29 protein-coding genes are annotated in these 25,231 nt (G+C 70.6%); 9 read left to right on the plus strand and 20 right to left on the minus strand.

The genetic code is table 11. The features are described from left to right. Window positions 1-31: 31 nt before the first annotated feature. The 5 genes from GXW71_RS24125 to GXW71_RS24145 form a co-directional block, all read right to left on the minus strand. Window positions 32-1,444, minus strand: coding sequence for an LLM class flavin-dependent oxidoreductase (locus tag GXW71_RS24125; RefSeq protein ID WP_246526848.1), 1,413 nt, complete (start codon window positions 1,442-1,444; stop codon window positions 32-34). Window positions 1,445-1,526: 82 nt separating this feature from the next. Beyond that, window positions 1,527-2,327: a MetQ/NlpA family ABC transporter substrate-binding protein gene (locus GXW71_RS24130; RefSeq protein ID WP_211855247.1), complete on the minus strand. Its 801-nt coding sequence runs from the start codon at window positions 2,325-2,327 to the stop codon at window positions 1,527-1,529. A 58-nt stretch (window positions 2,328-2,385) separates the two neighbouring features. Next, window positions 2,386-3,210 (minus strand): MetQ/NlpA family ABC transporter substrate-binding protein, encoded by an 825-nt coding sequence (locus tag GXW71_RS24135; protein ID WP_211855248.1) that lies wholly within the window; start codon window positions 3,208-3,210, stop codon window positions 2,386-2,388. A 14-nt stretch (window positions 3,211-3,224) separates the two neighbouring features. Next, the gene (locus GXW71_RS24140) at window positions 3,225-3,890 is read right to left on the minus strand and encodes a methionine ABC transporter permease (RefSeq protein ID WP_211855249.1); all 666 of its coding nucleotides are present in this window, start codon (window positions 3,888-3,890) and stop codon (window positions 3,225-3,227) included. 3 nt (window positions 3,891-3,893) lie between these two features. Then, a complete protein-coding gene (locus GXW71_RS24145; RefSeq protein WP_211855250.1) occupies window positions 3,894-4,979 on the minus strand; it encodes a methionine ABC transporter ATP-binding protein in 1,086 nt (361 codons plus the stop codon). A gap of 428 nt (window positions 4,980-5,407) precedes the next feature. Here GXW71_RS24145 and GXW71_RS24150 point away from each other — a divergent pair, with 428 nt between their 5' ends. Together GXW71_RS24150 and GXW71_RS24155 are read left to right on the plus strand one after the other, a co-directional pair. Then, window positions 5,408-5,581 carry a hypothetical protein gene (locus tag GXW71_RS24150; protein ID WP_211855251.1) on the plus strand — a complete coding sequence of 58 codons (174 nt, stop codon included), beginning with the start codon at window positions 5,408-5,410 and terminating at the stop codon, window positions 5,579-5,581. A 198-nt stretch (window positions 5,582-5,779) separates the two neighbouring features. After that, complete coding sequence (locus GXW71_RS24155; protein WP_211855252.1) at window positions 5,780-6,466, plus strand: extensin-like domain-containing protein; 687 nt, start codon at window positions 5,780-5,782, stop codon at window positions 6,464-6,466. A gap of 9 nt (window positions 6,467-6,475) precedes the next feature. On the opposite strand, the gene GXW71_RS24160 is transcribed toward GXW71_RS24155, so the two are convergent. After that, window positions 6,476-6,763: a 4a-hydroxytetrahydrobiopterin dehydratase gene (locus GXW71_RS24160; protein ID WP_211855253.1), complete on the minus strand. Its 288-nt coding sequence runs from the start codon at window positions 6,761-6,763 to the stop codon at window positions 6,476-6,478. Window positions 6,764-6,813: 50 nt separating this feature from the next. On the opposite strand from GXW71_RS24160, the gene GXW71_RS24165 reads away from it, so the two are divergent. The 4 genes from GXW71_RS24165 (at window position 6,814) to GXW71_RS24180 (ending at window position 11,183) form a co-directional block, all read left to right on the plus strand. Then, window positions 6,814-7,206: a metallopeptidase family protein gene (locus GXW71_RS24165; protein WP_211855254.1), complete on the plus strand. Its 393-nt coding sequence runs from the start codon at window positions 6,814-6,816 to the stop codon at window positions 7,204-7,206. 366 nt (window positions 7,207-7,572) lie between these two features. Further along, entirely contained in the window at window positions 7,573-9,114 is a 1,542-nt protein-coding gene (locus tag GXW71_RS24170; RefSeq protein WP_211855255.1) for a serine hydrolase domain-containing protein, read from the plus strand. 21 nt (window positions 9,115-9,135) lie between these two features. Continuing rightward, window positions 9,136-10,749 carry an ABC transporter substrate-binding protein gene (locus GXW71_RS24175; protein ID WP_211855256.1) on the plus strand — a complete coding sequence of 538 codons (1,614 nt, stop codon included), beginning with the start codon at window positions 9,136-9,138 and terminating at the stop codon, window positions 10,747-10,749. 2 nt (window positions 10,750-10,751) lie between these two features. Further along, the gene (locus GXW71_RS24180; protein WP_211855257.1) at window positions 10,752-11,183 is read left to right on the plus strand and encodes a hypothetical protein; all 432 of its coding nucleotides are present in this window, start codon (window positions 10,752-10,754) and stop codon (window positions 11,181-11,183) included. On the opposite strand, the gene GXW71_RS24185 is transcribed toward GXW71_RS24180, so the two are convergent. The 8 genes from GXW71_RS24185 to GXW71_RS24220 all read right to left on the minus strand — a co-directional run bounded on the left by GXW71_RS24185 (window position 11,164) and on the right by GXW71_RS24220 (window position 17,390). Then, window positions 11,164-11,883 carry an NAD-dependent deacylase gene (locus GXW71_RS24185; RefSeq protein WP_211855258.1) on the minus strand — a complete coding sequence of 240 codons (720 nt, stop codon included), beginning with the start codon at window positions 11,881-11,883 and terminating at the stop codon, window positions 11,164-11,166. The genes GXW71_RS24180 and GXW71_RS24185 overlap by 20 nt on opposite strands. 31 nt (window positions 11,884-11,914) lie before the next feature. Next, window positions 11,915-12,382 carry a copper chaperone PCu(A)C gene (locus GXW71_RS24190; RefSeq protein WP_211855259.1) on the minus strand — a complete coding sequence of 156 codons (468 nt, stop codon included), beginning with the start codon at window positions 12,380-12,382 and terminating at the stop codon, window positions 11,915-11,917. 23 nt (window positions 12,383-12,405) lie between these two features. Then, on the minus strand, window positions 12,406-12,750 hold the full coding sequence (locus GXW71_RS24195; RefSeq protein ID WP_211855260.1) for a hypothetical protein: 345 nt from the start codon (window positions 12,748-12,750) through the stop codon (window positions 12,406-12,408). A 1-nt stretch (window position 12,751) separates the two neighbouring features. Continuing rightward, window positions 12,752-13,279, minus strand: a complete 528-nt coding sequence (locus GXW71_RS24200) for a YcnI family protein (RefSeq protein ID WP_211855261.1) — start codon at window positions 13,277-13,279, stop codon at window positions 12,752-12,754. A 13-nt stretch (window positions 13,280-13,292) separates the two neighbouring features. Next, window positions 13,293-15,362: a TonB-dependent receptor family protein gene (locus GXW71_RS24205; protein ID WP_211855262.1), complete on the minus strand. Its 2,070-nt coding sequence runs from the start codon at window positions 15,360-15,362 to the stop codon at window positions 13,293-13,295. Between the two features lie 66 nt (window positions 15,363-15,428). Next, the gene (locus tag GXW71_RS24210; RefSeq protein ID WP_211855263.1) at window positions 15,429-15,818 is read right to left on the minus strand and encodes a DUF2946 family protein; all 390 of its coding nucleotides are present in this window, start codon (window positions 15,816-15,818) and stop codon (window positions 15,429-15,431) included. Between the two features lie 257 nt (window positions 15,819-16,075). Beyond that, a complete protein-coding gene (gene thpR, locus GXW71_RS24215; protein WP_211855264.1) occupies window positions 16,076-16,609 on the minus strand; it encodes an RNA 2',3'-cyclic phosphodiesterase in 534 nt (177 codons plus the stop codon). 88 nt (window positions 16,610-16,697) lie between these two features. Continuing rightward, window positions 16,698-17,390, minus strand: coding sequence for an arylesterase (locus tag GXW71_RS24220; protein WP_211855265.1), 693 nt, complete (start codon window positions 17,388-17,390; stop codon window positions 16,698-16,700). Here GXW71_RS24220 and GXW71_RS24225 point away from each other — a divergent pair. The 3 genes from GXW71_RS24225 to GXW71_RS24235 all read left to right on the plus strand — a co-directional run bounded on the left by GXW71_RS24225 (window position 17,389) and on the right by GXW71_RS24235 (window position 21,561). Continuing rightward, window positions 17,389-18,099, plus strand: coding sequence for an ABC transporter ATP-binding protein (locus GXW71_RS24225; protein ID WP_246526849.1), 711 nt, complete (start codon window positions 17,389-17,391; stop codon window positions 18,097-18,099). The two genes, GXW71_RS24220 and GXW71_RS24225, sit on opposite strands and share 2 nt — an antisense overlap. Beyond that, entirely contained in the window at window positions 18,096-20,594 is a 2,499-nt protein-coding gene (locus tag GXW71_RS24230) for an ABC transporter permease (RefSeq protein WP_211855266.1), read from the plus strand. The genes GXW71_RS24225 and GXW71_RS24230 overlap by 4 nt, the downstream gene beginning before the upstream one ends. A 175-nt stretch (window positions 20,595-20,769) precedes the next feature. Further along, window positions 20,770-21,561, plus strand: a complete 792-nt coding sequence (locus tag GXW71_RS24235; protein ID WP_211855267.1) for a Bax inhibitor-1/YccA family protein — start codon at window positions 20,770-20,772, stop codon at window positions 21,559-21,561. Between the two features lie 108 nt (window positions 21,562-21,669). On the opposite strand, the gene GXW71_RS24240 is transcribed toward GXW71_RS24235, so the two are convergent. The 6 genes from GXW71_RS24240 to GXW71_RS24265 form a co-directional block, all read right to left on the minus strand. Next, window positions 21,670-21,942 (minus strand): YMGG-like glycine zipper-containing protein, encoded by a 273-nt coding sequence (locus GXW71_RS24240; protein ID WP_211855268.1) that lies wholly within the window; start codon window positions 21,940-21,942, stop codon window positions 21,670-21,672. Window positions 21,943-21,956: 14 nt separating this feature from the next. Continuing rightward, complete coding sequence (locus tag GXW71_RS24245; protein ID WP_211855269.1) at window positions 21,957-22,400, minus strand: Rap1a/Tai family immunity protein; 444 nt, start codon at window positions 22,398-22,400, stop codon at window positions 21,957-21,959. Window positions 22,401-22,691: 291 nt separating this feature from the next. After that, window positions 22,692-23,867, minus strand: coding sequence for a CarD family transcriptional regulator (locus GXW71_RS34965; protein WP_246526850.1), 1,176 nt, complete (start codon window positions 23,865-23,867; stop codon window positions 22,692-22,694). 235 nt (window positions 23,868-24,102) lie between these two features. Continuing rightward, the gene (gene fdxA, locus GXW71_RS24255; RefSeq protein WP_211855270.1) at window positions 24,103-24,435 is read right to left on the minus strand and encodes a ferredoxin FdxA; all 333 of its coding nucleotides are present in this window, start codon (window positions 24,433-24,435) and stop codon (window positions 24,103-24,105) included. 90 nt (window positions 24,436-24,525) lie between these two features. Beyond that, window positions 24,526-24,843 carry an RNA-binding S4 domain-containing protein gene (locus GXW71_RS24260; protein WP_211855271.1) on the minus strand — a complete coding sequence of 106 codons (318 nt, stop codon included), beginning with the start codon at window positions 24,841-24,843 and terminating at the stop codon, window positions 24,526-24,528. A 138-nt stretch (window positions 24,844-24,981) separates the two neighbouring features. After that, window positions 24,982-25,231, minus strand: a 250-nt coding sequence (locus tag GXW71_RS24265; protein WP_211855272.1) for a hypothetical protein, incomplete at its 5' end; no start/stop codon positions are given.

The following is a 25,231-nucleotide window of genomic DNA, read 5'->3' on the forward strand; positions in this document are numbered from 1 at the left end:
CACCACCTGGTGCGGCCCGGCGTGGCTCATCTCAGTCCAGCAAACCCAGCGCCTTGCCCCCTGCGCGACAGGCGGCGGCCGGGTGCGGCGCCTCCAACCGGTCCCGCCCGAACAGCTTCCGCCGCAGCGTGCCCGGCGCATAGGCGCGCTTATAGCGGCCGCGTCGCTGCAGCTCCGGCACCAGATGCTCCACAATGGCCTCGAAGGTTTCCGGCATCACCACGGAGCTCAGGTTCAGGCCATCGACGCCGGTCGCCTCCACCCAGGCCTCCACCGCATCGGCGACACCAGCGGCATCGCCGGTGATCACCGGTGCGATGCCGCCGATGGTGGTGAAATCCGCCACCTCCCGCACCGTCCAGGCGCGGCTGGCATCGGTGCGGGCAATATTATCGAAGGCGGTGCGCATGGCGTCGCTTTCGATCCGGCGCACCTCGTCATCCAGGCCGAGCTCGCCGAAATCGAGCCCGGTCCATCCGGACATCAACGCCAGCGCACCCTCCGGGCTGCCATGGCGCAGATACTCGGCATGGCGGTCCTCGGCCTCGCTGCGGGTCGCGGCGACGATCACGGCCATGCCGCTGAACACCCGGAGATCCTCAGGCGCGCGGCCGGCTGCCGCGGCCGCGGCGCGCAATGCCGCGACGCGCGGCGCGATCACCGCGGCCGAAGGGCCGCTGACGAAGACGCACTCCGCATGCCGCCCTGCGAAGCCGCGCCCGGCAGAGGAGGTGCCGGCCTGGTAGAGCACCGGCGTGCGCTGCGGCGAGGGTTCGCAGAGATGGATGGCATCCACGTCGAAATGCGGACCCTGGTGCCGGATGCGATGCACACGTGCGGGATCGACGAAGATGCCCGCCGCGCGGTCGCGCCGCACTGCGCCATCCTCCCAACTGCCTTCCCAGAGCTTGTAGACGACCTGCATGTAGTCCTCGGCCAGGTCGTAACGGGCGTCATGCGCCATCACCCGCGGCAGGCCCATGGCGCGGGCGGCGCTGTCGAGATAGCCGGTGACGATGTTCCACCCGATGCGCCCCTCCGTCAGGTGATCGAGGGTCGACATGCGTCGCGCCAGCAGATAGGGCGCTTCCCAGCTCAGATTGGTGGTGATGCCGAAGCCGAGATGCTCGGTGACCAGCGCCATCGCCGAGACGAGCATGGCCGGATCATTGATCGGCACCTGGGTGGCGTGCCGCAGCGCGGCTTCCGGACCGCCCTGGTGGACGTCATAGATGCCGAGCACATCGGCGATGAAGATCCCGTCGAGCAGCCCGCGTTCGCAGAGCCGCGCGAGCTCGGTCCAGTACCGCAGGCTGCGGTAGTCGGGCGAATGGTCGCGCGGATGCGTCCAGAGCCCGGGCGAGACATGCCCGACCGTGTTCATCGTGAAGGCATTGAGCAGGATCTCCCGCTGGAGTCGCGGGCTGCCGGGATCCGCGGTCATCAGAGCCCTCCCTCACGAGAATCACTGTATCAGACGACGCCTTGCACCCGGCGCATCCGCAGCCACCAGGGCCGACCCGATGTCACGCCGTCGGGATGACGGCGCCCCCAAAACTCTGCTCGACGAAGGCCTTCACCTCCGGATGCGCATAGCCGGCAGCCAGGCGCCGCGCCCAGGGCGCCTCGGCATCGGCGCGGCGCACCACGACCAGCACGGAATAGACGCTGTCGGCGCCTTCCGCGATCAGCCCGTCGCGCAGCGGGTTCAGCCCGGCCGGCACCGCGTAGTTGCCGGTGATGGCGGCGGCGTCCACATCGGCGACCGAACGCGCGATCTGCGCCGCCTCCAGCTCCAGGATGCGCACCCGCTTCGGATTCTCCGCGATGTCGGCGACCGTCGCGCGGTAGTCGACGCCCGGGCGCAAGGTGATGACGCCGGCGCGCGCCAGCAGCAGCAGCGCCCGGCCGCCATTGGTGGGATCGTTCGGGATGGCGATGCGCGCCCCCTGTGGCAGCGCATCCAGGCTGCGGTGCCGGCGGGAGAAGATCGCGAGCAGGGTCAGCACGGTGCGGCCTACGGGCACGAAGTCATAGCCGCGCTGGGCCTTCTGCGCTTCCAGGAAAGGCAGGTGCTGATAGGTATTGACGTCGATCTCGCCGGCCGCCAGCGCCGCGTTCGGCTGGATGAAGTCGCCGAACTCGATGATGCGCATGGTGAAGCCGTCGCGCGCCAGCACGTCACGCACCTTCTCCAGCACCTGGGCATGCACGCCGCTGGTGACGCCGACGCGGGGCGGTCGCGCGGCGGAGCCGAATTCCTGGGCGCGCGCCGCGGCCGGCAGCAGCAGCGCGGCGGCGGTGAAGCCGCGTCGGGTGAGAAGCATCGCTCGGATCCTCATAAGAAGCGGAGCGTTCGAGTCAGACCTTCCGGCCATCAAACGCTCAGAAAGCAGGCACCACGGCGCCCTGGAAGGTGGTGCGGACGAAGTCGCTGACAGCATCGGTCTGATAGGCCCCGACCAGACGCCGCACCCAGGGCGCCTCCCGGTCCTGCTCGCGCACCGCGATCAGGTTGGCATAGGGGCTGTCCGCGCTCTCCAGCCGGATCGCATCGCGCACCGGGTTGAGCCCGGCGGGGATCGCGAAATTGGTGTTGATGGCCGCCGCGTCCACCTCCTCCAGCGCGCGGGGGATCTGCGCCGCTTCCAGCTCCAGGATGCGGATGCGCTTCGGGTTGGCGGCGATGTCGGCGACGGTCGCACGGAAATCGGCGCCGGGGCGCAGCGTGAAGAGACCGCCCCCGGCCAGCAGCACCAGGGCGCGGCCGCCATTGGTCGGGTCGTTCGGGATGGCGACGCGGGCGCCTTCCGGCACGGCATCGAGCGTGCGGAAGCGGCGCGAATAGACGCCCATCGGGAAGACCAGCGTCCTGCCGGCGATGGCCAGCCGGTAGCCGCGGTCGCGGATCTGCTGATCAAGGAAGGGCTGATGCTGGTAGGAATTCGCATCCAGCTCACCGGCGGCGAGCGCCGCATTGGGCTGGATGTAGTCGGTGAACTCGACGATCCGGATGACGAGGCCGGCACCCGGCCCGTCCGGACGCGCCGCGATCTCCCGCACCTGTTCCAGCACCTGGGAATGCGGGCCGGCGGTGGCGCCGATGCGCAGCGGCCGCGCCGCGGTGCCGATGGCATTCGCCTGCGCCCGCGCCGCGATCGGGGCGAGAAGGGAAGCGGCCAGGGCGGCGCGGCGGGTGGTGGTGATCATTCCGGCATCTCCGATCAACGATGGGTGGCGCGCCGCACCAGGCGGTCGCCGAGGCTCTGCAGGGCCTGCACGAGAAGGATGAGCAGCACCACGACGGTCGCCATCACCTCCGGCATGAAGCGCTGGTAGCCGAAGCGGATGCCGAGATCGCCGAGCCCGCCGCCGCCGACTGCACCCGCCATGGCCGAATAGCCGACCAGCGAGACCAGGGTGACGGTGACCGCCGCGATCAGCCCCGGCATGGCTTCCGGCACCAGCACCTTCAGCACGATCTGGGTGCGCGTCGCGCCCATGGCGCGCGCTGCCTCGATGACGCCGCGATCGACTTCGCGGAGCGCATTCTCGAAGAGGCGCGCGATGAAGGCGGTGGCAGCCAGCGCCAGCGGCACGATGGCCGCACCGGTGCCGATCGAGGTGCCGGCGACCAGCCGCGTGAAGGGCACGATCGCGACCATCAGGATGATGAAGGGCGTCGAGCGCACCGCATTGACGATGAGGCCGAGCGGCCGGTTCAGCACCGGCCGCGGGCTGAGTCCGTCTGTGGCCGTGACATGCAGCAGCAGCGCGATCGGCAGGCCAACGAGGAGAGAGACGGCGGCCGCGCCGCCGACCATGATCGCGGTCTGCCAGGCGGCCTCGATCAGCAGGTCCTGCAGGGTGGGGGTGAGCCAGGGCAGCATGGGTCAGGCCTCCTCCGCCGCGAGGTCGCCGACATGCAGGCCGAGCCCGCGCATCCAGGCGGCTGCGCCTTCGACCGCGCCCGGCGCGCCATAGGCGGCCAGCGCCAGGATGCCGAAGGGCGCGTCGCCGATCGCATCGATCCGGCCGGAGACGATGTTGAGGTCGATCCCGAAGCGCCGGCTCGCCTCGCTCACCACCGCGCGGGTCGCGGCGGTGCCGGTGAAGAGCACGCGCAGCAGCCGGCGCGTCTCACCGGCGTTCGGCGCCGGCAGGGCGGCCAGCGTTGCCGCCGGCACCGCGGTGCCGATCACCTCGGCCACGAAGCGCCGCGTGGTCGGTGCCTGCGGATCGGTGAAGACGTCGAAGACGCGCCCCTGTTCGATGACGCGCCCGGCCTCCAGCACCGCAACGCGGTCGCAGAGTGTCTTCACCACCGCCATCTCATGGGTGATGAGCAGGATGGTCAGGTTCAACCGCGTGCGGAGATCGCCGAGCAGCGCCAGGATCTCGGTCGTGGTCTCGGGGTCGAGGGCGGAGGTCGCCTCGTCGCAGAGCAGCAGGCCGGGGGCGGAGGCGAGCGCGCGGGCGATGCCGACGCGCTGCTTCTGCCCGCCCGAGAGCTGCGCCGGATAGGCATCCCGCTTCTCGGCGAGACCCACCAGCGGCAGCAACTCCTCGACACGGGTGCGGCGCGCGGCGCGCGGAACACCGGCGATCTCCAGCGGGAAGGCGATGTTCTCCGCGACGGTGCGGGAGGAGAGCAGGTTGAAGTGCTGGAACACCATGCCGATACGGCGGCGCGCGGCGCGGAGGCCGGCTTCATCGAGACCGGTGAGCAGGGTGCCTTCCACCTCCACGCTGCCGGCATCCGGGCGTTCCAGCAGGTTCACGCAGCGGATCAGCGTCGATTTGCCGGCGCCGGATCGTCCGACGATGCCGAAGACCTCACCGGGCGCGACCTCGAGCGAGACATCATCGAGCGCCGGCTTGAGGGCGCCGGGGAAGCGCTTCGACAGGTTTTGCAGGCGCACCGCCGGAGGGCGGAGCCCAGCCGCTTGCCCCGGTTCCGCTGCTGCGTCGCGCGGCATCAGAGGGCGGCCCCTCCGGCGGCGGAGGTGAGAGGTCGGGGCAAGGCGGGGCTCATTGGCGGCAGTCCGGGGCAAGGAAAGGGGAGGCGATTATGGCGCGGATCGGGGCGCCTCGCCGATGGCGCCGGGTCAGGCCGCGGGACGGCGGCGGCGCATGGCGCGCCGACAGGGCAACAAGCTGCGCGCCGGCATGGCGCCACCCTCCGGTCAGGGATAGGAACGCGACGCAACGTAAAAACCAGCTAATCGCATTGCAACATGAGATTTGCGGAACGCAGGGGTGGCAGCCATGCAAGCCTGCCGTGATTCGGGGCGGAATGAAGCTTGACGCCGAGCGAGGTGGGATATCACATACATAATAGAGTGGAATTTACCTGTTCCACTCCGACATATCGTTTAAAACCACCCTCATACCCGACGGAAGATCCATGGCCATCGCCGGCGCCTTGTCCCTGCTCTCGCCCCTCCTGGCCTCGGCCGAGGGTTGTGGGCTCGGCATGGCTGTCACCGCGGCCGCGGTCGGCGCTGCCTTGCACAGCAGCCTGCCCCCGGCGTCCGGCACCGTTCAGGAAGCGCTGCTGCGCGCCGCCGTCGCGCTCTGAGCGCAGGATTCACCATTTCTTCGGGCCGGGGCGCGCAGCCTGACGCCTCGTTACCCGAGCTTCTCCGCCCGCAGCCGGCGGAGTGCCCCGGAATGGTCCGGGGACGACTAGGCTGCTCTTGTGACGGATGTTTCCTCCTGAAACTCAGGGCCGGGGCGCAAGCTCCGGCCCTTTTTTCATCCCGTCCGGGCGCATCATATGACGCGGATGCGCTGGCTGTTCGGCTTCCTGTTCCTGGCATTGGTCATTGGCCTGGCGCTGCGCCACCTGCCGCCCACATGGGATCCGCGTACGCCGCTCGACCTCGCCGCGCCGCCCAATCTGCTGACCGGCTGGAAGCTGACGCGCATGGCCTGGCAGCCGGAGCAGTGCCGGGCCGCCTTCGCGGCCTCCCGCATCGCGCTCTTCCCCGTGCCGGACCGGGCTTCCGAGGATGGCTGTGCACTGCGGGACGCGGTGCGCCTGCCGGCGGCGCTGCGCCTCTCCCCAGGCGGGCCGGTCGTGAGCTGCCCCATGGCGGCGGCCTGGGCCTTGTTCGAACGGCACACGCTGCAGCAGGCCGCCCGTGCGCATCTCGGGAGTGAAGTCGCGGCGGTGCGGCAGCTCGGGGCCTATGCCTGCCGCAACGTGAACCACGCCGCGGCCGGGCGCCGCAGCCAGCACGCGACCGCGAATGCGATCGACATCGCCGGCTTCACCCTCCGCGACGGGCGGGAGATCACCGTGCTGCGGCACTGGAATGGGCAGGGGCCGGAAGCGGCTTTCCTCCGCGATGTCCGCGACGGCGCCTGCCGCTGGTTCCGTGCCGTGCTGAGCCCCGACTACAACGCCGCGCACCGCGATCACTTCCACCTCGATCGCGGTCCCTGGATCGCGTGCCGATGAGCGCAAGCGTCAGACCAGCGCGTCGATCGCCTTCGCCAGCCGAAGGTCGCGCTCCGACAGCCCGCCCGCGTCATGGGTGCTGAGCAGGATCTCGACCCGGTTCCAGACATTCGACCATTCGGGATGATGGTCCTGCGTCTCGGCCAGCAGCGCGACCCGTGTCATGAAGCCCCAGGCCTCCGAGAAGTCCCGGAAGCGGAAGCCACGGGTGATCGCATCGCGCCCCTCCGCCAGCCGCCACGCCGGCAGCGCCGTCGCCAGCCCCGCCCGGGCCGTGTCATCCAGCTTCTGCACCATCGCTGCTTCCTCCCTTGACCACACTGGCGGCGGCGCCCCATTTGCGGTCCATGCGCCACGGCACGCCGCCCACCACCGAAGAGATCCTGGATATGGCGGAGACGGCGCTCGGCGCCATCCCCGCGGCGCTGCGCCGCATGGTGCAGGGCATCGCCATCCTGGTCGAGGAGGTGCCGGATGACGAGACGGTGCGGGAGATGGGCCTCGAGAGCCCGTGGGAGCTGACCGGCCTCTACCGCGGCGTGCCGCTGACCGAGAAGACTGGCGCCGATGTGCCGATGATGCCGGACACCGTGCTGCTCTACCGCGAGCCGATCCTGCTGGAATGGATCGAGACCGGGGTGGATCTGTTCCGCCTGGTCCGCAACGTGCTGATCCATGAGATCGGCCACCACTTCGGCCTCTCCGATGCCGAGATCGAGCGGCTGGAGAGCGAGGACTAGAGCGTGATGACTTGAGGCGGAATCGCCGAAAAGTCTGAATCACGCGATCAAACAATGGGCCAGAGCATGATGCGTGAGCGCTTGCGAGCGCATCATGCTCTGGCCTGCCGGGGCTTTTCCGCCCCTGGCACGCCGGCCAGCTTGTTTTGCCAAGCATCTTTCACCCGCTCGGGCTGTGCCCGAACGGGATCTGCTTGGGCCGAGTGCCGCCAGCATCGGCTGCGACGGCCGACGCACCAGGGACGGAAATCCCTCGGCAGGCCTCCATGGGCCGTTCTTCGTCAGGACCCTGGCCGGGCCGCTGCGCGGGACTAAGCTTCCCGCCGCTGCCCGCGAGTCGCGTGTAGCGCGTCGGGAGGGGCCCGCATGACCTGTCCGAATTGGAATGCCGCCGAAGCCGCCGCGGCAGCGGTCGTGGCGGAATGGGCGCCTCCCGGTGCGGCGGCGCCCGGCGGCACCGTGCTGCTCTTCGACCGCGACGGCATCCGGGGCGAGGCCAGCGCCGGGCTCGCGAGCCTGGTGCACGGCATTCCCTTCACCGCCGCCACCCCGACGCGTTTCGCCTCGCTCACCAAGCATGTCTTCTGCGCCTTCGCCCTGCGTAGCGGCCTGAATCTCGACGCACCGCTTGGCAGCCTGCTGCCGGGGTTGCCGGAACCCATCGCGGGCGTGCCGGTGTTCCGCGCGCTCTCCATGACCGGCGGCATTCCCGACCTGATGCAGAGCTATGTGCTCTGTGGCGTTCCCTCCACGGCGGCGCTGGATGGGCCTGCGCTCGATGCCTTCACCAATGCGCTGCCCGGCCTCGATACCGCGCCGGGCAGCGAGGTCTCCTACAGCAACACCGGCTACCGCCTCGCCGAACAGGCGCTCGCGCGGCGCGGTACGGGGTTCGGCGCCTGGGTGGAAGGGGCGCTGAACGCAGGGCTCGGCACCGGCTTCCGCTTCCCCGCCGCATGGGACCAGCCGGTGCCGGGCCTCGCCGATGGCTATTGGCGATCCGGCCCGGATGCGGCCTGGCGCATCGGCGCCTATGGCATGGCGCTCTCCGCCTCCGGCGCGCTCTGCGGCGGCGCCCGCGACCTCGCCACCTGGCTCGGCGCGCTGCTGCACGGCGACGGCCCGGCGGGCGATGTGCTGGGGCGCCTTGCGACGCCGGTCACGCTCGGCGATGGGCGGCCGGTCGGCTATGGGCTCGGCCTCGCGCTCTCCAGCCTCGGAGGGCATCCGCTGATCGGCCATGGCGGGCATCTGCCAGGCTTCAAGAACCACTTTCTGCTCGATGCCGCGCGCGGCATCGGCGTCCTGCTGCTCTCCAACCGGGAGGAGACGGAGCCCTATGCCGGGGCGCTGCGCGTCATGGCCGCCCTGCTCGGCGCGACGCTGCCCGAGCCGGCACAGCACATGCTGCCGGACGGACTCTTCGTGGAGGAAGGCGGACCGGCCTGGATCGAGCATCGCGGCGGCGCCCTGACCTTCCTCGGCGCGCGGGAAGCGCTCCATGTCGGCGAGGCGCCGGAGGAGGCCGTGTCCCTTTCGCCCTACCTGCCGATCCGCCTGCGCCGCGATGGCGAGGGGATCGCCGGCGAGATCGGGCATGCATCGCGCCGCTTCCGGCCGGTGCGGCCCGATGCTGCGCTGTCGCGGGATTTCGCGGGGATATGGCGTGCCGATGCGCAGCATGCAGAGCTGATGCTGGAGGTCGCGGGCGACGGCAGCGGGCAGGCCAGCTATGGCGTGGGGCCGCTGCATCGTCGCGTGGCGCTGACGCCGCTCGATGCCACGCGGGCGCTGATGCCGGTTGGCGGTCCGCCCTGGCCCGGACGTGCCTGCCTCTGGCTGCACGCGCCCGACACGCTGCGCCTTGTCACCAATCGGAGCCGCGTGCTGGACTTCCACCGCGCCTAGTATCGCTCTCGGGAGCCGTCCATGAACCATCGCAGCCTGTTCCGCCGCCTCCTTCTCGCGGCCGCCGCGGCGCTGCCCTTCGCGCTGTCGGTCGGCGATGCGGCGGCGCAGGCCGCGCTACCATCGGATCGCGTGCTGCGCGTGGTGCCGCATGCTGATCTGCGCACCCTCGATCCCGTCGCGGTCTCCGTCACCATCACCCGCATGCACGGGCTGATGATCTATGAGACGCTCTTCGCCTGGGACAGCCAGCTCCGCCCGCAGCCGCAGATGGTCGAGAGCACGACGACCAGCTCGGATGGGCTCACCTGGCGCTTCACCCTGCGCGAGGGCCTGCGCTTCCATGACGGCCAGCCGGTGACCACGCGCGACGTGATCGCGAGCCTCCGGCGCTGGATGGCGCGCGACGTCGTCGGCAACCATCTCGGCGCCCGCGTCACCGCGTTGGAGGCGACCGATGCCCGCAGCTTCGAGATGCGGCTGTCGCGCCCGCATGGCTTCGTGACCTATGCGCTCGGCTCCGCGGTCGGACAGATCCCGGCGATCATGCGCGCCGAGGATGCGGAGACCGATCCGTCGCGGCCAATCACCACCACCATCGGCTCCGGCCCCTTCCGCTTCAATCGCGACCTCTGGCTCTCCGGCCAGCGGGTCGTCTACGACCGCAACCCGGACTACGTGCCGCGCCGCGAGCCGGCGGATGGGCTCGCCGGCGGCCGCGTGGTGCGCGTCGACCGCGTCGAGTGGCAGATCATGCCGGATGCGGCGACGGCGGCCGCGGCGCTGCAGACCGGCGAGATCGACATCTGGGAACAGCCGGCGCTGGACCTGGTGCCGGTGCTGTCGCGGCGGCGCGACATCCAGGTCGATCGGCTGAACACCATCAGCACCCAGGCGATGCTGCGGCCGAACTCTCTCTTCCCGCCCTTCAACGATCCGCGCGCCCGTCTCGCGCTTGCCTATGCGACCGACCAGGCGGAGGCGATGGCCGGCGGCTGGGGCGATGAGCGCTGGTGGCGGCGCTGCGAGGCCTATTTCGTCTGCGGCGCGCCCTTCGGCACCGAAGCCGGGGCGGAGGGCTATGCCCGGCCGAATCTCGACCGTGCCCGTGAATTGCTGCGCGAGGCCGGCTACAACGGGGAGCGGATCGTCTTCATCACCAGCACCGATATCGCGCCGATCGGCCGCATGGCGGAGGTGGCGGCGGCCAGCCTGCGGCGCATCGGCATGAACATCGACCTGCAGGTGAACGACTGGGGCACCGTCATCACGCGCCAGCCGCGGCGCGATCCGCCGGACCAGGGCGGGTGGAACCTCTTCGTGACCTTCGCCTCCGGCCCGACCATGCAGCACCCGCTGACCAATATCGGGACCAACATGGCCTGCGATGGCCGCAACTGGTCGGGCTGGCCCTGCGATGAAGAGGCGGAGCGGCTGCGCAACGCGGTTCTGGACGCGCCGGAAGGCCCGGAGCGCATCCGGCTGCTGGACGCGCTGCACCGCCGCCTGGCGGAGACCCAGCCCTATCGGGTGCTGGGCCAGGTGGATCAGCCCTATGCCCGGCGCAGCAGCGTCCGCGGCATGCTGAACGCGCCGGTCATGGTATTCTGGAACATCGAGAAGAGCGCGCGCTAGGCATGGCTCCGAAGTCTCCGTCCTGGGTCGGCCTCTTCGCCCGTGGCCTGGTGCTCACCATCGGCGCGGCGGCGGCCGGCACGGCTGCCATGCTGCCCTTTGCCGCCATGCTGTTGCGCCCCATGGCGAAGTACATGGGGGTCTATCTGACGCTCGGGCCCATCATCGGCCTGTTCTTCGCGGCGCCCATCACGCTGGTCCTGCTGCCGATCCTGCGCCGGCGCGGCGCGCCCCTGCTGCTGCCGGCCGCTGTGGCCAGCGCCCTCTGGATGATCGCCGCGCCGCGGCTGACCGGTGTCATCGGCCTCACCGCGGCGCCGCGGATCAATCCGGATCTGGTGGTGATCCTGGTGGGCACCGGCGCCGGCCTGGCCTCCGCCTGGCTCTTCGCCGCCTGGACCAGGCCGGCCGAAGCTATGCACCCGCGGCCTTGAGCAACCGGTCCACGAAGGCCGGGACGATGGCGGTCGCCGGCCCGTGGATCGCTTCGTCGAACAGCGCGCTGCCCTGGCTCGGCTCCAGGTTCAGCTCCACCGTGCGGGCATGCCCGCGCACCTCCGCCACGAAGCCCGCCGCCGGATAGACATGGCCGGAGGTGCCGATCGAGAGGAACAGCCCGCAATCGCCGAGTGCTGTCTCGATCGCGTCCATGTGCATCGGCATCTCCCCGAACCAGACGATGTCCGGCCGCAGCCCGCCGGCCTCGGCGCAGAGCGGGCAGGGCGTCGCGGTCGAGAGATCCTCCTCCCAGGGCATCGCCGCGGCACAGCGCAGGCAGCGCGCCCGCCCCAGCGCACCATGCATCTGCAGCAGCCGCACCGATCCGGCGCGGGCATGCAGATCATCCACATTCTGGGTGACGATCAGCACCTCGGCCGGCCAGCGCCGTTCAAGTTCCGCCAGCGCCAAATGCGCGGCGTTCGGCACCACGGCGGGGTCACGGAGCTGGGCGCGGCGTGCATTGTAGAAGCCATGCACGCGCGCGGGATCGCGTGCGAAGGCCTCTGGCGTCGCGACATCCTCGATCCGCACCTGCGCCCAGATCCCGTCCGGGTCGCGGAAGGTGGAGAGCCCGGATTCCCGGCTGATGCCGGCCCCGGTCAGTACGACGATCGGATCGACGAGAGGGGTCATGCCCAAAGGCTAATACCCACCTCGCGCGGCCTCAATGCGCGTGCTGCGGCGCACGGGCGCCGGCGGCTTCCACCGAGAGCTCCACCTGCACTTCGCCCGCCCGCTCGAAGCGCAAGGTCAGGGGGGCGCGGCCGCCCTGCGCCAGCGGCTGGGTCAGCCCGATCAGCATGATGTGCAGGCCGCCCGGCGCGAGCTGCACGGTGCCGCCGGCCGGCACCGCGATATCCTCGACCGGCCGCATGCGCATCACCGCGCCGTCCATCGACATGGTGTGCAATTCGACCCGCCGCGCGATCGGGGAGCTGGCGGAGAGCAGCCGATCGGGCGCGGCGCCGGTGTTGCGGATGGTGAGGAAGCCGACGCCGGTCGCATTGGCACCGGCGGCGCGCGACCATGGGCGTTCGATGACGAGGTCGCCGGCGCGACGGTCCTGCGCGGCGGCCGGCAGCGCGGCCAGCAGGGCGGCGCCGATGAGGAGGCTACGGCGTGTGGCGGTCATGGCGTGATCCTTTGCATGTGTACTCAGCGGGTAGCCAGTCGATCCGGCCAGATCGGCGCGGCCTCGCCGAGCCGTGCCTCGATGCGGCCGGCGAGCCGTGCCAGCCGGACGGATTCGCGCGCCCCGGCGGTCGGGTCACCGGAATCGCAGGCCTCCTCGGCGTTGCGCAGCGCGGCATCGATGGCACCGCGTTCGGCTGCCGTCGCGCGGTCGCGCAGCGTGCCCACCCAGGCCGCGGCGGGATCGAACGCCCCGCGGCAGACGATGGTGAGCTGCCGGCTCATCTCCTCCGGATCGCAGGCACGCGCCAGCGGGGGTGCTGCGAGGGTGAGCGCCGCCAGCAGGGCGGCATGGCGGATGTGGCGCATGTCAATTGCTCCCGGGAATGCGTGGCGGGGTGACGCGGAGTGCGGGGGCGGGATGGCGGTAGTCGGTCGCGCGGCGGCCGGTCTCCGGGACCTCGGTCCAGGCGGCGGTGGCGCCGCCGCTGCAATGCTGCACGGTCGGGAGATGCAGTACCTCGCCGCCATGGCCCGGGACGCGGAACATCACGGTGAATTCGTCGTACTGCTCGTCGGGCAGCGGTCCACCTTCCCAGGCGATGCTGGTGACGCGTTCGCGGATCTGCCCGCCATGGCCATTGTCGATCGGCGGATCGAGCGGCGCGCGCGTGATGGTCAGGCGCCAGCCGGGCTTCGGCATCGGGCGCGCGATGGTGACGCCTTCGGGGAAACTCACCACCAGGCGTTCGGTTGCGGCACCGTCACAGCCATGCGGCACCCGGAAGGTGGCGCGGAGATAGCCACCCGCCACGGCTTGCGGCGGATCGATCGTGACATGCGCGGCCGCGGGCATCGCTAGGGCCAGCGCAGCAAGGGGAAGCAGCAGGCGCTTCATGGGCTTGTCCCTCTCAGAATGTGAATTGCATGCCGGCATAGACCGAGCGGCCGAAGCCCGGCTCGAACAGCAGCGCGCTGGCATTGGCGACCGGCGCCACGCTGGCGCTCGCGATGTAACGCTTGTCGGTCAGGTTGCGGGCGTCGACGAAGACACTGATGCCGCGGTCGAAATTCCATCCGGCGCGCAGCCCGAGCAAGGCGTAGCCGCTGGTGCGGGTGGTGTTTGCATTATCGACATAGAAGGCCTGCGGTACCCATTCGAGATTGGGTGCGATCCAGCCGCCCGCCGGATGCGCATAGCGCAGCTCGGCGCGCAGCAAGTGGCGCGGTGCGCCGGGCAATTGGTTGTTGCCGTAGACGGCATCGCCGTCGAAGCGGAAATCGCTGAAGGTGTAGGCGCCGCGCAAGGTCAGGCTGTCGCCCTCCGTGATTGCGTTGCGCGCCGCCGTCCAATCGACACCGAGCTCCAGCCCCTGATGGATGGTGCGGTCGGTGTTCAGCGCCAGCGAGGTCGAAGGCCCGGTGCTGATGAGCTGGATCTCGTCGCGCAGCCAGGCGCGGTAGATCGCGGCCTCGAAGCGGAGGTCCCCGATGCTGCCGCGGGTGCCCAGTTCGAGCGTCGTCGCGCGCTGCGCCTTCAGTCGGGTGAAGCCGCCCGCGACCACCAGCGGCGTCAGGTCCGAGAGTGTCGGCGGCTCCGTGCTCCAGGAGAGGTTGGCGAAGAGCTGCGTGGAAGGCGTGGTGTCCCAGAGCAGGCCGATGCGTGGGTTCACCCATTGCCAGCGTCCGCTGCCGCTATCGTCCGGCCGCCCGTCCCTATCGGTCAGCAGCCGGTCGCGGCTGGCGCGATAGGCCTCGCCCGCCTGCAGCCCGGCGATGACTGCGAAGCGGTCGGTGAGAGAGAGGGTATTCTCTAGATAGACATCGTTGGTGCGTGCGCGATCGAGCGAGCTTGCGGTGAGCGTTGGTCCGGCATGGCCGCTGATGTTGGGATAGCGGTTGCTTTCCGTGCTGCCGATCGCCGCGTTCGCGCCGATCACCAACCGGTTCTGCAGGCCGAAGACGCGCCCTTCCAGGGTTGCACGCAGAAAAAGGTTCAGGTCTTCGCTGCGCTGGTCGATGTACTGGAAGATCGGGTGATCCAGCTCCCGCTGCACGAAGCTGATCCCGCCTTCGACCAGCACGCCCTCCAGCGGCCGCCAGGCGGTGCGGGTGCCGAGGCGCAGGCTCTCGATGTTGCGCTGGTAGTCGCCGGTGAGATTGGCCGTCGCGGCGCGACGCGGCGCATTCAGCGCGGCATCGCGGGACACGGCGCCCGGGATCTGCTGGAAGATGGTGTTGTAGGTGACGTAGACCCGGGTCTCGAGCTGGTCGGTCCAGCGGTAGCCGGCATTGGCGTTGAAGCGGGTGCTGCGGCCGGAGGCATGGTCGCGGTAGCCGTCATCGGTCAGGCCGGTATAGCTGAACCAGGCATCGAAGGGTCCGCTCGCCGCGCCATAGCTCGCCTGCCAGCGGGCGAAGCCGTCGGCGCCGAACTCGAAGCGCAGCAGCCCGCCGGGTGCTGTACGGCCGGTCGGCGTCACCGCGTTGATGGCGCCGCCCAGCGTATTGGCGCCGAGCGTGAAGGCATTGGCCCCGCGCAGCACCTCGAGCCGCTGCAGCGTCAGCGGATCGAGCTCCTGGAAATCGCCGCTGCCATCCGCCTGGTTGATCGGGATGCCGTCCTGGAGCAGCCGGACGCCGCGCAGGTGGAAGTTCCGCGCAAGGCCGGAGCCGCGGATCGACAGCCGCGTATCCTGGCCCCATTTGGGCGGCGCGAAAACGCCGGGGGTGAGGGCCAGCGCGTCGTGCAAGGTCGTCGCACTCGCCTGGTCGCGGTAGCTCTCGGCCGGCACCACGGTGACGTTGCCGGGGTTGCGCCGCGCGAGATCGGCGGCTTCGGCGTTGTCGGGGACGGTCAGCGGAACCGGGGTCGCGGTGACGCTGATCGGCGGCACCTCGGCCGCGCCCTGCGCGAGGGCGGCGCCGGGGGCGAGCAATGCGGCGCCGGCCAGCAGGCGCGCGCGGAATCGGGGCAACATGGTGAAGATACTTTCCTGATCGTCGGAACGGCGGGCGGGATCGATCCCGCGCTGCCGCGCGGGACGTCAGGAAAGCTGTGGTGGTGCCTGGGCGCCGAGCGGCGGCCCGCGGATCGCCGGCCGCAGGCTCGCCAGGCTCCGGATGGGGGCCGCGATTGCCACCATGACCCAGCCCGGCTGCGCCAGCATCGGCTCGGGCGGCGTCAGCGCCTGGGGCAGGGCGTGGCAGGCGAGGCAGAAGCCGCCCTGCGCGGCGAGGTCGGGCGACTGCTTCTGCCCGTCCTCAGTGACCTGGATGCTGCGCAGCCCTTCCGGGCCGCAGATCTCGACGCTGTGGCCATTGCTTGCGGCCAGCATGGCCGCGGCATGCGCCAGGCACAACGACGGCGCGACCATCGCCTGCAGGATCAGCAGGATGGCGACGAGCTTCGCGATGCGGGCGCGCAAACCGGTCATGAGCAGACCGAGCCTAATGCACCGGACGCGAAAGTTACGCAATATTGCGTGCTTCGGCCCTCACGTCCCGACCCGCGACCGAGGGTGAGGGCCACGCGCCGTAGGCCGCTACTGGCTTCTGCGGAGCGAGGCGAAGCCGATGCTCCGGGGCCGCGAATGCGGCCCGCGCGCGACCAACCTCAGCCGCCAATGCGGCCCTGACAGCGCGCTAGCCAAGCCGGCGGATGCCGGCGCCGGCGCCTGAGGACCCAATAAACTTACACCAACTCATATTCCACTTCCGGGACATAGACCGCCTGTTCCTTCCCGAGCTTGGAGGAGAACAGGGTGAAGTGCTCCACCGCCACCGGTGGTGCCCGGAACAGGTTGTGGGCCTGCACGAAGGCGATGAGCTTCTCCGGCGCCGCGCGATCGGTCCGTGCCAGCGTCACATGCGGGGCGAAGCGCCGGCGCTCCGGCTCCAGCCCCACGCGCTGCAGCGCGGTCTCCACCTTCGCCTGCAGATGCGCCAGGCTGTCGCTGCGCTCGACCCCGGCCCAGAGCGCGGTGACCCGGCCGCCCTTCTCGAACAGCCCGACCCCCTTCAGCGACAGCTCGAACGGCTTGGCGCGGATGGCGGCGAGCGCCTCATCCACCTCCTCGGCCTGCCAGGGCTCCACCTCGCCGATGAAACGGAGCGTCAGGTGGTAGTTCTCGGGCGGCACCCAGCGGGCACCCTGGATGCCGCCGATCAGGCCGGAGAGTTGGGCGGAGATCATGCCGGGCAAAGCGAGGGCGACGAACAGGCGCATCAACGGGCCCTCCGCGAAGTCCTGAGCGTGATGACTTGAGGCCGACAGGCCGAAAAGTCTGAATCACGCGATCAACCAAAGTTCCGCTTCAACCAGCCGTGGCGGGCCGAGCGCGGTCCAGCAGCGAATCGACAATGGGAAGCATGCGACGAACCAGCTCGTCCACGCCACGGTCATTTGGGTGAATACGATCCGCCTGGTTGAGCGCGGGGTCCCCCGCCACGCCGTCGAGCAGGAAGGGATAGAAAAGGACATCGGGATGCGCCGCCGCCGCCTGCGCGAAGGCCGCCGTGAAATCCCGCCCGTAATCGGCGCCGAGATTGGGCGGCGCCAGCATGCCGGTGAACAGGGTCGGCAGGCGCCGCGCCGCCAGCCCGTCCAGGATCGCCTGGAGATTCTGCGCCGTGGCCCGAGGATCGAGCCCGCGCAGCCCGTCATTGCCGCCGAGCGCCACGATCACCGCATCCGGCCGCTCGGCCAGCGCCCAGGCCAGCCGTGCCCGGCCACCCGCCGTGGTGTCGCCGGAGACGCCGGCATCGATGACCCGCACCGCGCGGCCCTGGGCGCGCAGCGCCGCCTCCAGCCGGACCGGCAGCGCCTGGTCCCGGTTGGGCAGGCCGTAGCCGGCGGTGATCGAATCGCCCAGCATCAGCAGCCGCAGCTCCTGGGCGCCGGCGGGCGCCGCCAGGGCCAGCAACACTGCGAAACAGGCCAGGAACTGGCAGGCGGCCCGCCGCGCACCATATCCGTTCTGTAATCCAACACGAACGAAGCGAAGCATGGACGCACCCATCCCGGACGCGCGCGCGCGCCTGATGACCGCCGACGCGCCGCTGGTCGCGGCGTACGACCTCGCCTTCAGCGTCCCCGCGGCCGAGGGGCGGCTCGCCATCCTCAAGGGGGTGTCGCTGGAGGTCGCGGCGGGGGAGGCGGTGGGCATCGTGGGTCCGTCGGGCTCCGGCAAGACATCGCTCCTCATGCTGCTGGCCGGGCTGGAACGCCCGACCGGCGGGGATCTTTCGGTGGCGGGGCACGATCTCGCCGGTCTCGACGAGGATGCGCTGGCCCGCTTCCGCCGCGACCATGTGGGCATCGTCTTCCAGGCCTTCCACCTCATCCCGACCATGAGCGCGCTCGAGAATGTGGCGGTGCCGCTGGAGTTCGCCGGCCGCCGGGACGCCTTCCCCCGCGCCGAGGAGGCATTGCGCCGCGTCGGCCTCGGCCACCGCCTGACCCATTACCCTGGCCAGCTCTCGGGCGGCGAGCAGCAGCGCGTTGCGCTGGCCCGCGCCATGGTGGCCGGCCCGAAGCTGATCCTGGCCGATGAGCCGACCGGGAATCTCGACCGCGGCACCGGCACCCAGGTGATGGACCTGCTGTTCTCGCTCCGCGACGCCGGCACCACCCTGGTGCTGATCACCCATGACCCGAGCCTCGCGGAACGCTGCGACCGGCAGGTGCGGATCGAGGATGGGCTCATCGTCGCATGAACAACCTGCGGCTCGGCTTCCGTCTCGCCCGCCGCGAATTGCGCGGCGGCGTGCGCGGCCTGCGCATCGTGCTCGCCTGCCTGGCGCTCGGCGTCGCCGCCATCGCGGCGGTCGGCACCCTGCGCGCGGCGACGGACGCCGCCTTCGTCGCCGATGGTGCGCGCATCCTCGGCGGGGATGCCGAGGTCCATATAACCCAGCGCCGGTTGCCGGATGCCGCGCGCGCCTGGATCGCGGCGCGCGGCGGCACCCTCTCCGAGGTGGTGGAGATGCGCGCCATGGCGATCGCGCCCTCCGGCGAGCGCATGCTGGTCGAGCTCAAGGCGGTGGACGACCGTTATCCGCTCTATGGCGACCTGGTCCTCGATCCGCCGCAGCCGCTGGCGCCAGGGGGCATCGCGCTCGACCCGACGGTCGCCGAACGGCTGGGTCTGGCGCCGGGCGACACGGTCAGGATCGGGGAATCGCGCTTCCGCTACCTCGGCGCCGTGGCGCAGGAGCCTGACAAGGTCGCCTCCCCCACCATTCTTGGTCCGCGCGCGATGATCCTCTCCGCCGATCTCGCCGCCACCCGGCTCATCCAGCCCGGCTCGCTCTTCGCCTATGACTATCGCATCCGGCTGCCGGCGGGTGCCGACGCCGGGCGCTTCATCGCCGATCTGCGCGCAGCCTTCGCCGGCGAGGGCTGGCGGGTCCGGGGCGCCGGGGACGCGGCGCCCGGGGTGAACCGCTTCCTCGATCGTGCCGCCTTCTTCCTGACCCTCGCTTCGCTGACCGCGCTGCTGGTCGGCGGCATCGGCGTCGCGACCGGGGTGCGCGCCTGGCTCGACCAGCGGGCGCGGACCATCGCGACGCTCCGCTGCCTCGGCGCGCCGGCGGGCGCGATCTTCGCGACCTATCTGATCCAGGTCATGGCGCTGGCGCTGCTCGGCGTCGCGATCGGACTGGTGGCGGGCTTCGGCCTGACCTGGGTGGGCGCCGGCCTGCTGGCGGATGCGCTGCCGGTGCCGCCACGGCCCGGGCTCTATGTCGCGCCGCTCGCCATGGCGGCGCTCTATGGGCTGCTGACCGCGCTCGCCTTCGCGCTCTGGCCGCTCGGCCGGGCGCGGGAGATCCCGGGTGCGGCGCTGTTCCGGGACGCGGTGCAGCCGGTCTCGGCACGACCGCGGCTGACCTTGCTCGCCGCCGTCGCGGCAGCCGGCGGGGCGCTGGCGGCGCTGGTGATCGCGACCGCCGAGAACCGCCTCTTCGCCCTCGGCTTCGTCGGCGGCGCGATCGGCACGCTGCTGCTGTTCCGGCTCGGCGCCGGCGCGCTGATGGCGGTGGCACGGCGCATCCGCACGCCTGGCCGCCCGACCTGGCGCCTCGGCCTCGCGAACCTGCACCGGCCCGGCGCGCCGACGCCGCTGATGCTGGTCTCGCTCGGCATCGGGCTGACCACGCTGGCGGCGATCGCGCTGATCGAGGGCAATCTGCGCCTGCAGATCAATGACCAGATGCCGGCCGCGGCGCCGAATTTCTACTTCATCGACATCCAGTCCGATCAGGCCCAGGCCTTCGATACCCTGGCGCGCGGCCTGCCCGGCGTCGCCGAGCTGCACCGGGTGCCGAGCCTGCGCGCCCGCGTCACCGCGGTGAACGGCGTGCCGGCGGACCGGGTGCGGACCACGGAGGACACCGCCTGGGCGCTGCGCGGCGACCGCGGCCTGACCTATGCGGCGACACCGCCGGAAGGCACCCGTGTCGTCGCCGGGCAATGGTGGCCCGCCGATTATGCCGGGCCGCCGCTGATCTCCTTCGACGTCAACCTGGCGCGTGGCTGGGGCGTGGGGATCGGCGATACCGTCACACTGAACGTGCTGGGCCGCGACATCGACTTCCGCATCGCCAGCCTGCGCGACATCCAATGGCGGGCGCTCGGCATCAATTTCGTCTTCGTGGCCTCGCCCGGGCTGCTGGAGGCGGCGCCGCACACCAACATCGCGACCTTGCGCGGCGATGTGGCGCAGGAGGGTGCGATGCTGCGCGCCATCACGGACGCCTTCCCGAACGTCTCCGGCATCCGGGTCCGGGATGCGCTGGAGGCGGTGGCGGGGCTGCTCGGCAAGATCGGCGCCGCGCTTTCGGGCACCGCCGGGGTCACGCTCGCCGCCGGGGCGCTGGTGCTGGCCGGCGCGGTCGCGGCCGGGCAGCGACGCCGCATCCGGGACGCCGTGGTGCTGAAGACCATCGGTGCCAGCCGCGCCCAGATTCGCAACGCCTTCCTGGTGGAGTTCGGGTTGCTCGGGCTGACCGCCGGCCTGATCGCAGCGGCGGCGGGCACGGCGGCGGCCTGGGGCGTGGTGCGCTTCGTGATGGGGGCGGACTGGGCCTTCCTGCCGGGGACGCTGGCCGCGACCATCGCCTTCTGCACCGCTCTGACGCTCGCCTTCGGCTATGCCGGGACGGCGCTGGCGCTCCGCGTCAGGCCCGCGCCGCTGCTGCGGAACGAATAGAACCGGGCTGACGCAGTTCGTTAAACAAAAGCTCGGCGACGTTACGCATTTTCAGGCTATGCTTTGTCACCCGATGGACCGCGGAAACCCGTTGAACCCGGATTACGCAATGTCCATATTCGCGCGGATGGGGAATGGTCCCCGCTATCCCGCTTTGGGAGGAGTCCCTCGTTTCATGGCCCTTCAACCCGACAATCGATATGCGACGGGTGCGCCAGGCTGGGGTCGTACGGCGACCGCCGACGCGGCCGCCGTCGATGCCGGGCTGCGCGCCTACATGCTCCGCGTCTTCAACTGGATGGCGTCGGGGCTGCTGCTGACCGGTATCGTGGCCCTCGGCATCGCCAGCTCGCCCGAGATCCAGGCGCTGTTCTGGCAGGCGGGGCGCAGTGCCGCCGGCTATGTCGTGGTGTCGCCGACGCTGCTCGGCTGGGCGGCGATGCTCTCCCCGCTCGCCTTCGTGCTGGTGCTGAGCTTCGGCATCAACCGGCTGTCGAAGACGGCGGTGCAGGCGCTGTTCTGGCTGTTCGCGGCCGCGATGGGCGCCAGCCTCAGCAACATCTTCCTGCGCTACACCGGCACCTCGATCGCCAGCACCTTCTTCATCACCGCCGGCATGTTCGCGGCCGTGAGCCTCTATGGCTACACGACCAAGGCCGACCTGACGAAGATGGGCAGCATCATGATGATGGGCGTCTTCGGCCTGATCATCGCGGGGCTGGTCAACATCTTCCTCCAGTCGCCGGCGCTGCAGTTCGCGATCAGCGTGATCGGCGTGGTCGTCTTCGTGGCGCTGACCGCCTATGACACCCAGCGCATCAAGGCCGACTACATCGAATACGCCTATGCGGAAGGCACGGCGGAGGCAGGCAAGCGCAGCGTGATGGACGCGCTGTCGCTCTACCTGAACTTCATCAACATCTTCCAGTTCCTGCTGTCCCTGATGGGCCAGCGCCAGAGCAACTGATGCTGTCCCGGGGCGCTTGCCCCGGGTCACGAACGGGAAACCCCCGGAGGCGCAACCTCCGGGGGTTTTTTCGTGTCCTGCAGCCGGGTCATCCCGGCCTGTGGTCGCTCAGTAGCGGTCGCGGTAGCGCCGGCCACCGCCGCGATAGCCACGATCCTGCACCGACTGGTCGTAGAGGTAGCCGCCGACGCCACCGGCGCCGGCGCCGAGCAGCGCGCCGAGGCCGGCATTGCCGCTGAAGGAGCCGATGACGCCGCCGAGCGCCGCGCCGCCCAGGGCGCCGGTTGCGGTGCGCTGTTCGGTGGGGTTCAGCCCGGCGCAGGCAGAGAGGCCGAGTGCCGCCAGCAGGGGAAGCGCGAGGCGCGTTGTGCGCAGGGTCATGGGACGTCTCCCTCTCAGCGTGCGGCGCGCGGCGCGCGGGCGGGCGCGGCAGCGTTGCGGTTGCAGGGATAGGTCGTGCCGGCCCAGCGCATCAGGCCGTCGACCGCCGGGTCATTGGCGTGCTGCGGGTTCTGGCGTGCCCAGGTCGCGAAGGCGACGCCCGATTCGGCGACGGTCGGTCCAGGCGAGGGAACGCAATAGACCGGCCGCGAGGTCGCCGTGCCGGTCGGATGCAGCAGTGTGTGGAACTGGCCGGCGCCGGTCAGAAAGCCCTGGCAATAGGCGATCGCCTCGAGCCGCGAGACGCCGGTCCAGCGGGGATCGCAGACCGCGGCAAGGTCGGCCACCGTGCGGACCTGGGTCACCGGGGTCGGTGCTGGCGCGGAAGCGCTTGGCGCCTGGGCCAGGACGGGTGTGGTGACAAGCGCAGCCAGGACGGCGGCGACGGGTACGCGCATGGCGATAACCTCCCCAATGGAGCCGGAAGCCCGGAGCGCGATCGCTTGAGGCGGAATCGCCGAAAAGCGTGAACCATGCGACCGGACAACGCGGCTAGACCATGACCGCTTCAGCTTGAAGCGGTCATGGTCTAGCGCGAACGCGGTGGTTGGTCGCGGGTTGCGTTGTTCGCTTGCAGTCAAGAACGCGCCAGGAGCGATGGGACACAACATCGGGCAACAAAAAGCCGTCCGCGTGACGGACACGCGGACGGCTGATGCAAGACAGGGCGCTGCAGAAGATGCTGCGCCTCAGCTTTTCAGATGCACCTGCAGGCGTTCGATCGTCGCCATCTTGTCGGTCTTCTCGATGGCGCCGACCTCGGAGGCCAGCCGGTCGAGCGCCTGTTCATAGATCTGGCGCTCGGAGAAGGACTGGTCGGGCTGGCCGGCATTGCGGTGCAGGTCGCGCACGACCTCGGCGATCTGGACCAGATCGCCGGAATTGATCTTCGCCTCGTATTCCTGGGCGCGGCGCGACCACATCGTGCGCTTGATGCGGGCCCGGCCCTTCAGCGTGTCCAGCGCTTCCTTCAGATTATCGGCGCTGGCGAGCTTGCGCAGGCCGGACGAGGCCGCCTTGTTGACCGGGACGCGCAGCGTCATCCGGTTCTCCTCGAAGGTGACCACGATCACCTGCAGGGAATAGCCGGCGGCCTCCATGCTCTCGATGCCCTGGACCTGGCCGACGCCATGGGTCGGATAGACGACATGGTCGCCGGTCTTGAAATCCTCCTTCGGGCGGGCCGGCGGCTTGGGCGCGGGCGTGAAGCCGCCGGGCGCGCCCGTGGTGGCCGGTCGCGGGGGCAGTCCAGGGCGTTGGTTCGGGGCGGCCGCGATCAGCGGACGCTCTGGGGTGCTGGGATGGGACATGATCTCCGGGGCAGTCGTGACGGGCCTGGGGCGTGGTATAGAAGCGGCCAGGGCCGGTGCAGGTTTCGGTGCCGGCACCGCGGCGGCGGTGACGGCTGGCGGCGGCGCGCTCGGCACCGCTATCTTGGACGTGCCTGTCGCCGCATCCTTCGCCGGACCCGGTGCGGGCGGGCGAGGCGGTGCGGCCCCGCTGGCGGGCGCCGGGGCCTTCGCCTTGGGCGCCGGCTTGGACAGCGCCGGCGCCTTGGCCTTCGGCGCCGGCTTTACGGCGGCCTTGGTCTTGGTTGCGGGAGCCTTCGCCTTGCTCGCAGGCTTGACGGCCTTGGGCTTGGCCTTCGGTACCGGCTTCGCGACGGGCTTGGGTTTTGCCGCCTTCGGCTTGGCGGCTGGCGCCTTCGCTGGCTTTGGCCGCGCCGGAGACGATTTCCTGGCCTGGGTGACGGATTTGGCCTTGGCCGCCTTCTTGCGGCGCTCGGCCTCCGTCGTCGCAGCCTTCTTCGCCGTGGCCTTGCTCCCCGACTTGCTTCCCGTCTTGCCGCGGCTTGCAGTCCTCATCGCGAAACCACTCCCGCCTCTGCCCTGGTGGCCGGCAAGGGCGTCGCCCGGTTCCGGGAAACGCCCCGCGACGCCATGTCACGGCATGCGTGCCTCACCGCCCGCAGCGGCGGTGCCATGGGTCCCGTTTCCTGGTCCAGGTCTCGCGGCGCGAGGCCTGGAACGTGGCTCACCCTCTCCATATCCTTGAAACATAGCAGAAATTTCGCCCCCCGTCACCCGCAGAGCGCGATTGTCAGGGCGTGCCGGGGTTGGGGCTCAGCAAGGCCTTCTTGTCGGGCTTGTCCTTCCATTCCTCGGCATCCGCCGGCGGCTCCCCTTTGCGGGTGATGTTCGGCCACTGCGTGGAGAAATCGCGATTGATCTCGACCCAGGGCGTCGCCTTGTCGTCGCTGTCGGGCACGATCGCCTCGGCCGGGCATTCCGGCTCGCAGACCCCGCAATCGATGCATTCGTCGGGGTGGATGACCAGGAAGTTCTCGCCGACATAGAAACAGTCCACCGGACAGACCTCGACGCAGTCCATGAACTTGCACTTGATGCAGTTCTCGGTGACGACATAGGTCACGGCGCATGCTCCTCGCCGGCGCGGCTCAGGCTGTGAATGGGCGAAGCCGCTAGATGGCCCGGACGGGACGGGGAGGCAAGGTGCAGTGCATCATGTCTCCCCCGCGTCGATCTCTTCATAGAGGCCGCGCGCCTCGGCCGGCGGGCCGCGGCGCGCCGCGAGCGCCACCACCCGCCAGACGCGCACCCGGCCGCGCTCGCCCTGGCCCTGCGCGATGGTGAGCACGTCGCCCGGGCGCAACCGCGCATGTGGCTTCTCCGTGGGCTGGCGGTTCACCCGCACCCCGCCGGCGGCGACGATGCGGCTGCAATCGGCGCGCGTCTTCGCCAGGCGCGCGCACCAGAGCCATTTGTCCAGGCGTTGCCAATCGCGGTCCTCGGTCCCGTCCGGCGCCGCGCCTGCCGCCATTCACGCCGGCCGCATGACGGGCTGATGGATACCGGCGGTCATGCGGCCGGCGTGAGTCGTTGGCTTCGCGCGCAGCCGCCACGCCAACCCTGCGCGCTGATATCCGGCTCCGAAAGCCAGGGCTTTCTCCACCGGCTATCAATCCTTCCGCAGCAGCTTGGCGAGCACCGCGAAGGGGCTGTCGGCCTTGGGCATCGGCGGCAGCGATGCGCGCTCCTCCCGCGGGCGGCGCGGACCGCGATCGTCGCGGCGCGGGCCCTCGCCCTCCTGTCGCGGCCGGTCGGGGCGCTTGCCCTGCCACTGGCCGCCGCCGGGCCGCGCGCCGTGGCGCTGCTGATCGCGCCGGTCATCCCGGCGCGGTGCCTCCTGCCGCTCGGCGGGCGCCGCG

The sequence above is a fragment of the Plastoroseomonas hellenica genome (assembly GCF_018129085.1).
Taxonomy (GTDB): Bacteria; Pseudomonadota; Alphaproteobacteria; order Acetobacterales; family Acetobacteraceae; genus Plastoroseomonas; species Plastoroseomonas hellenica.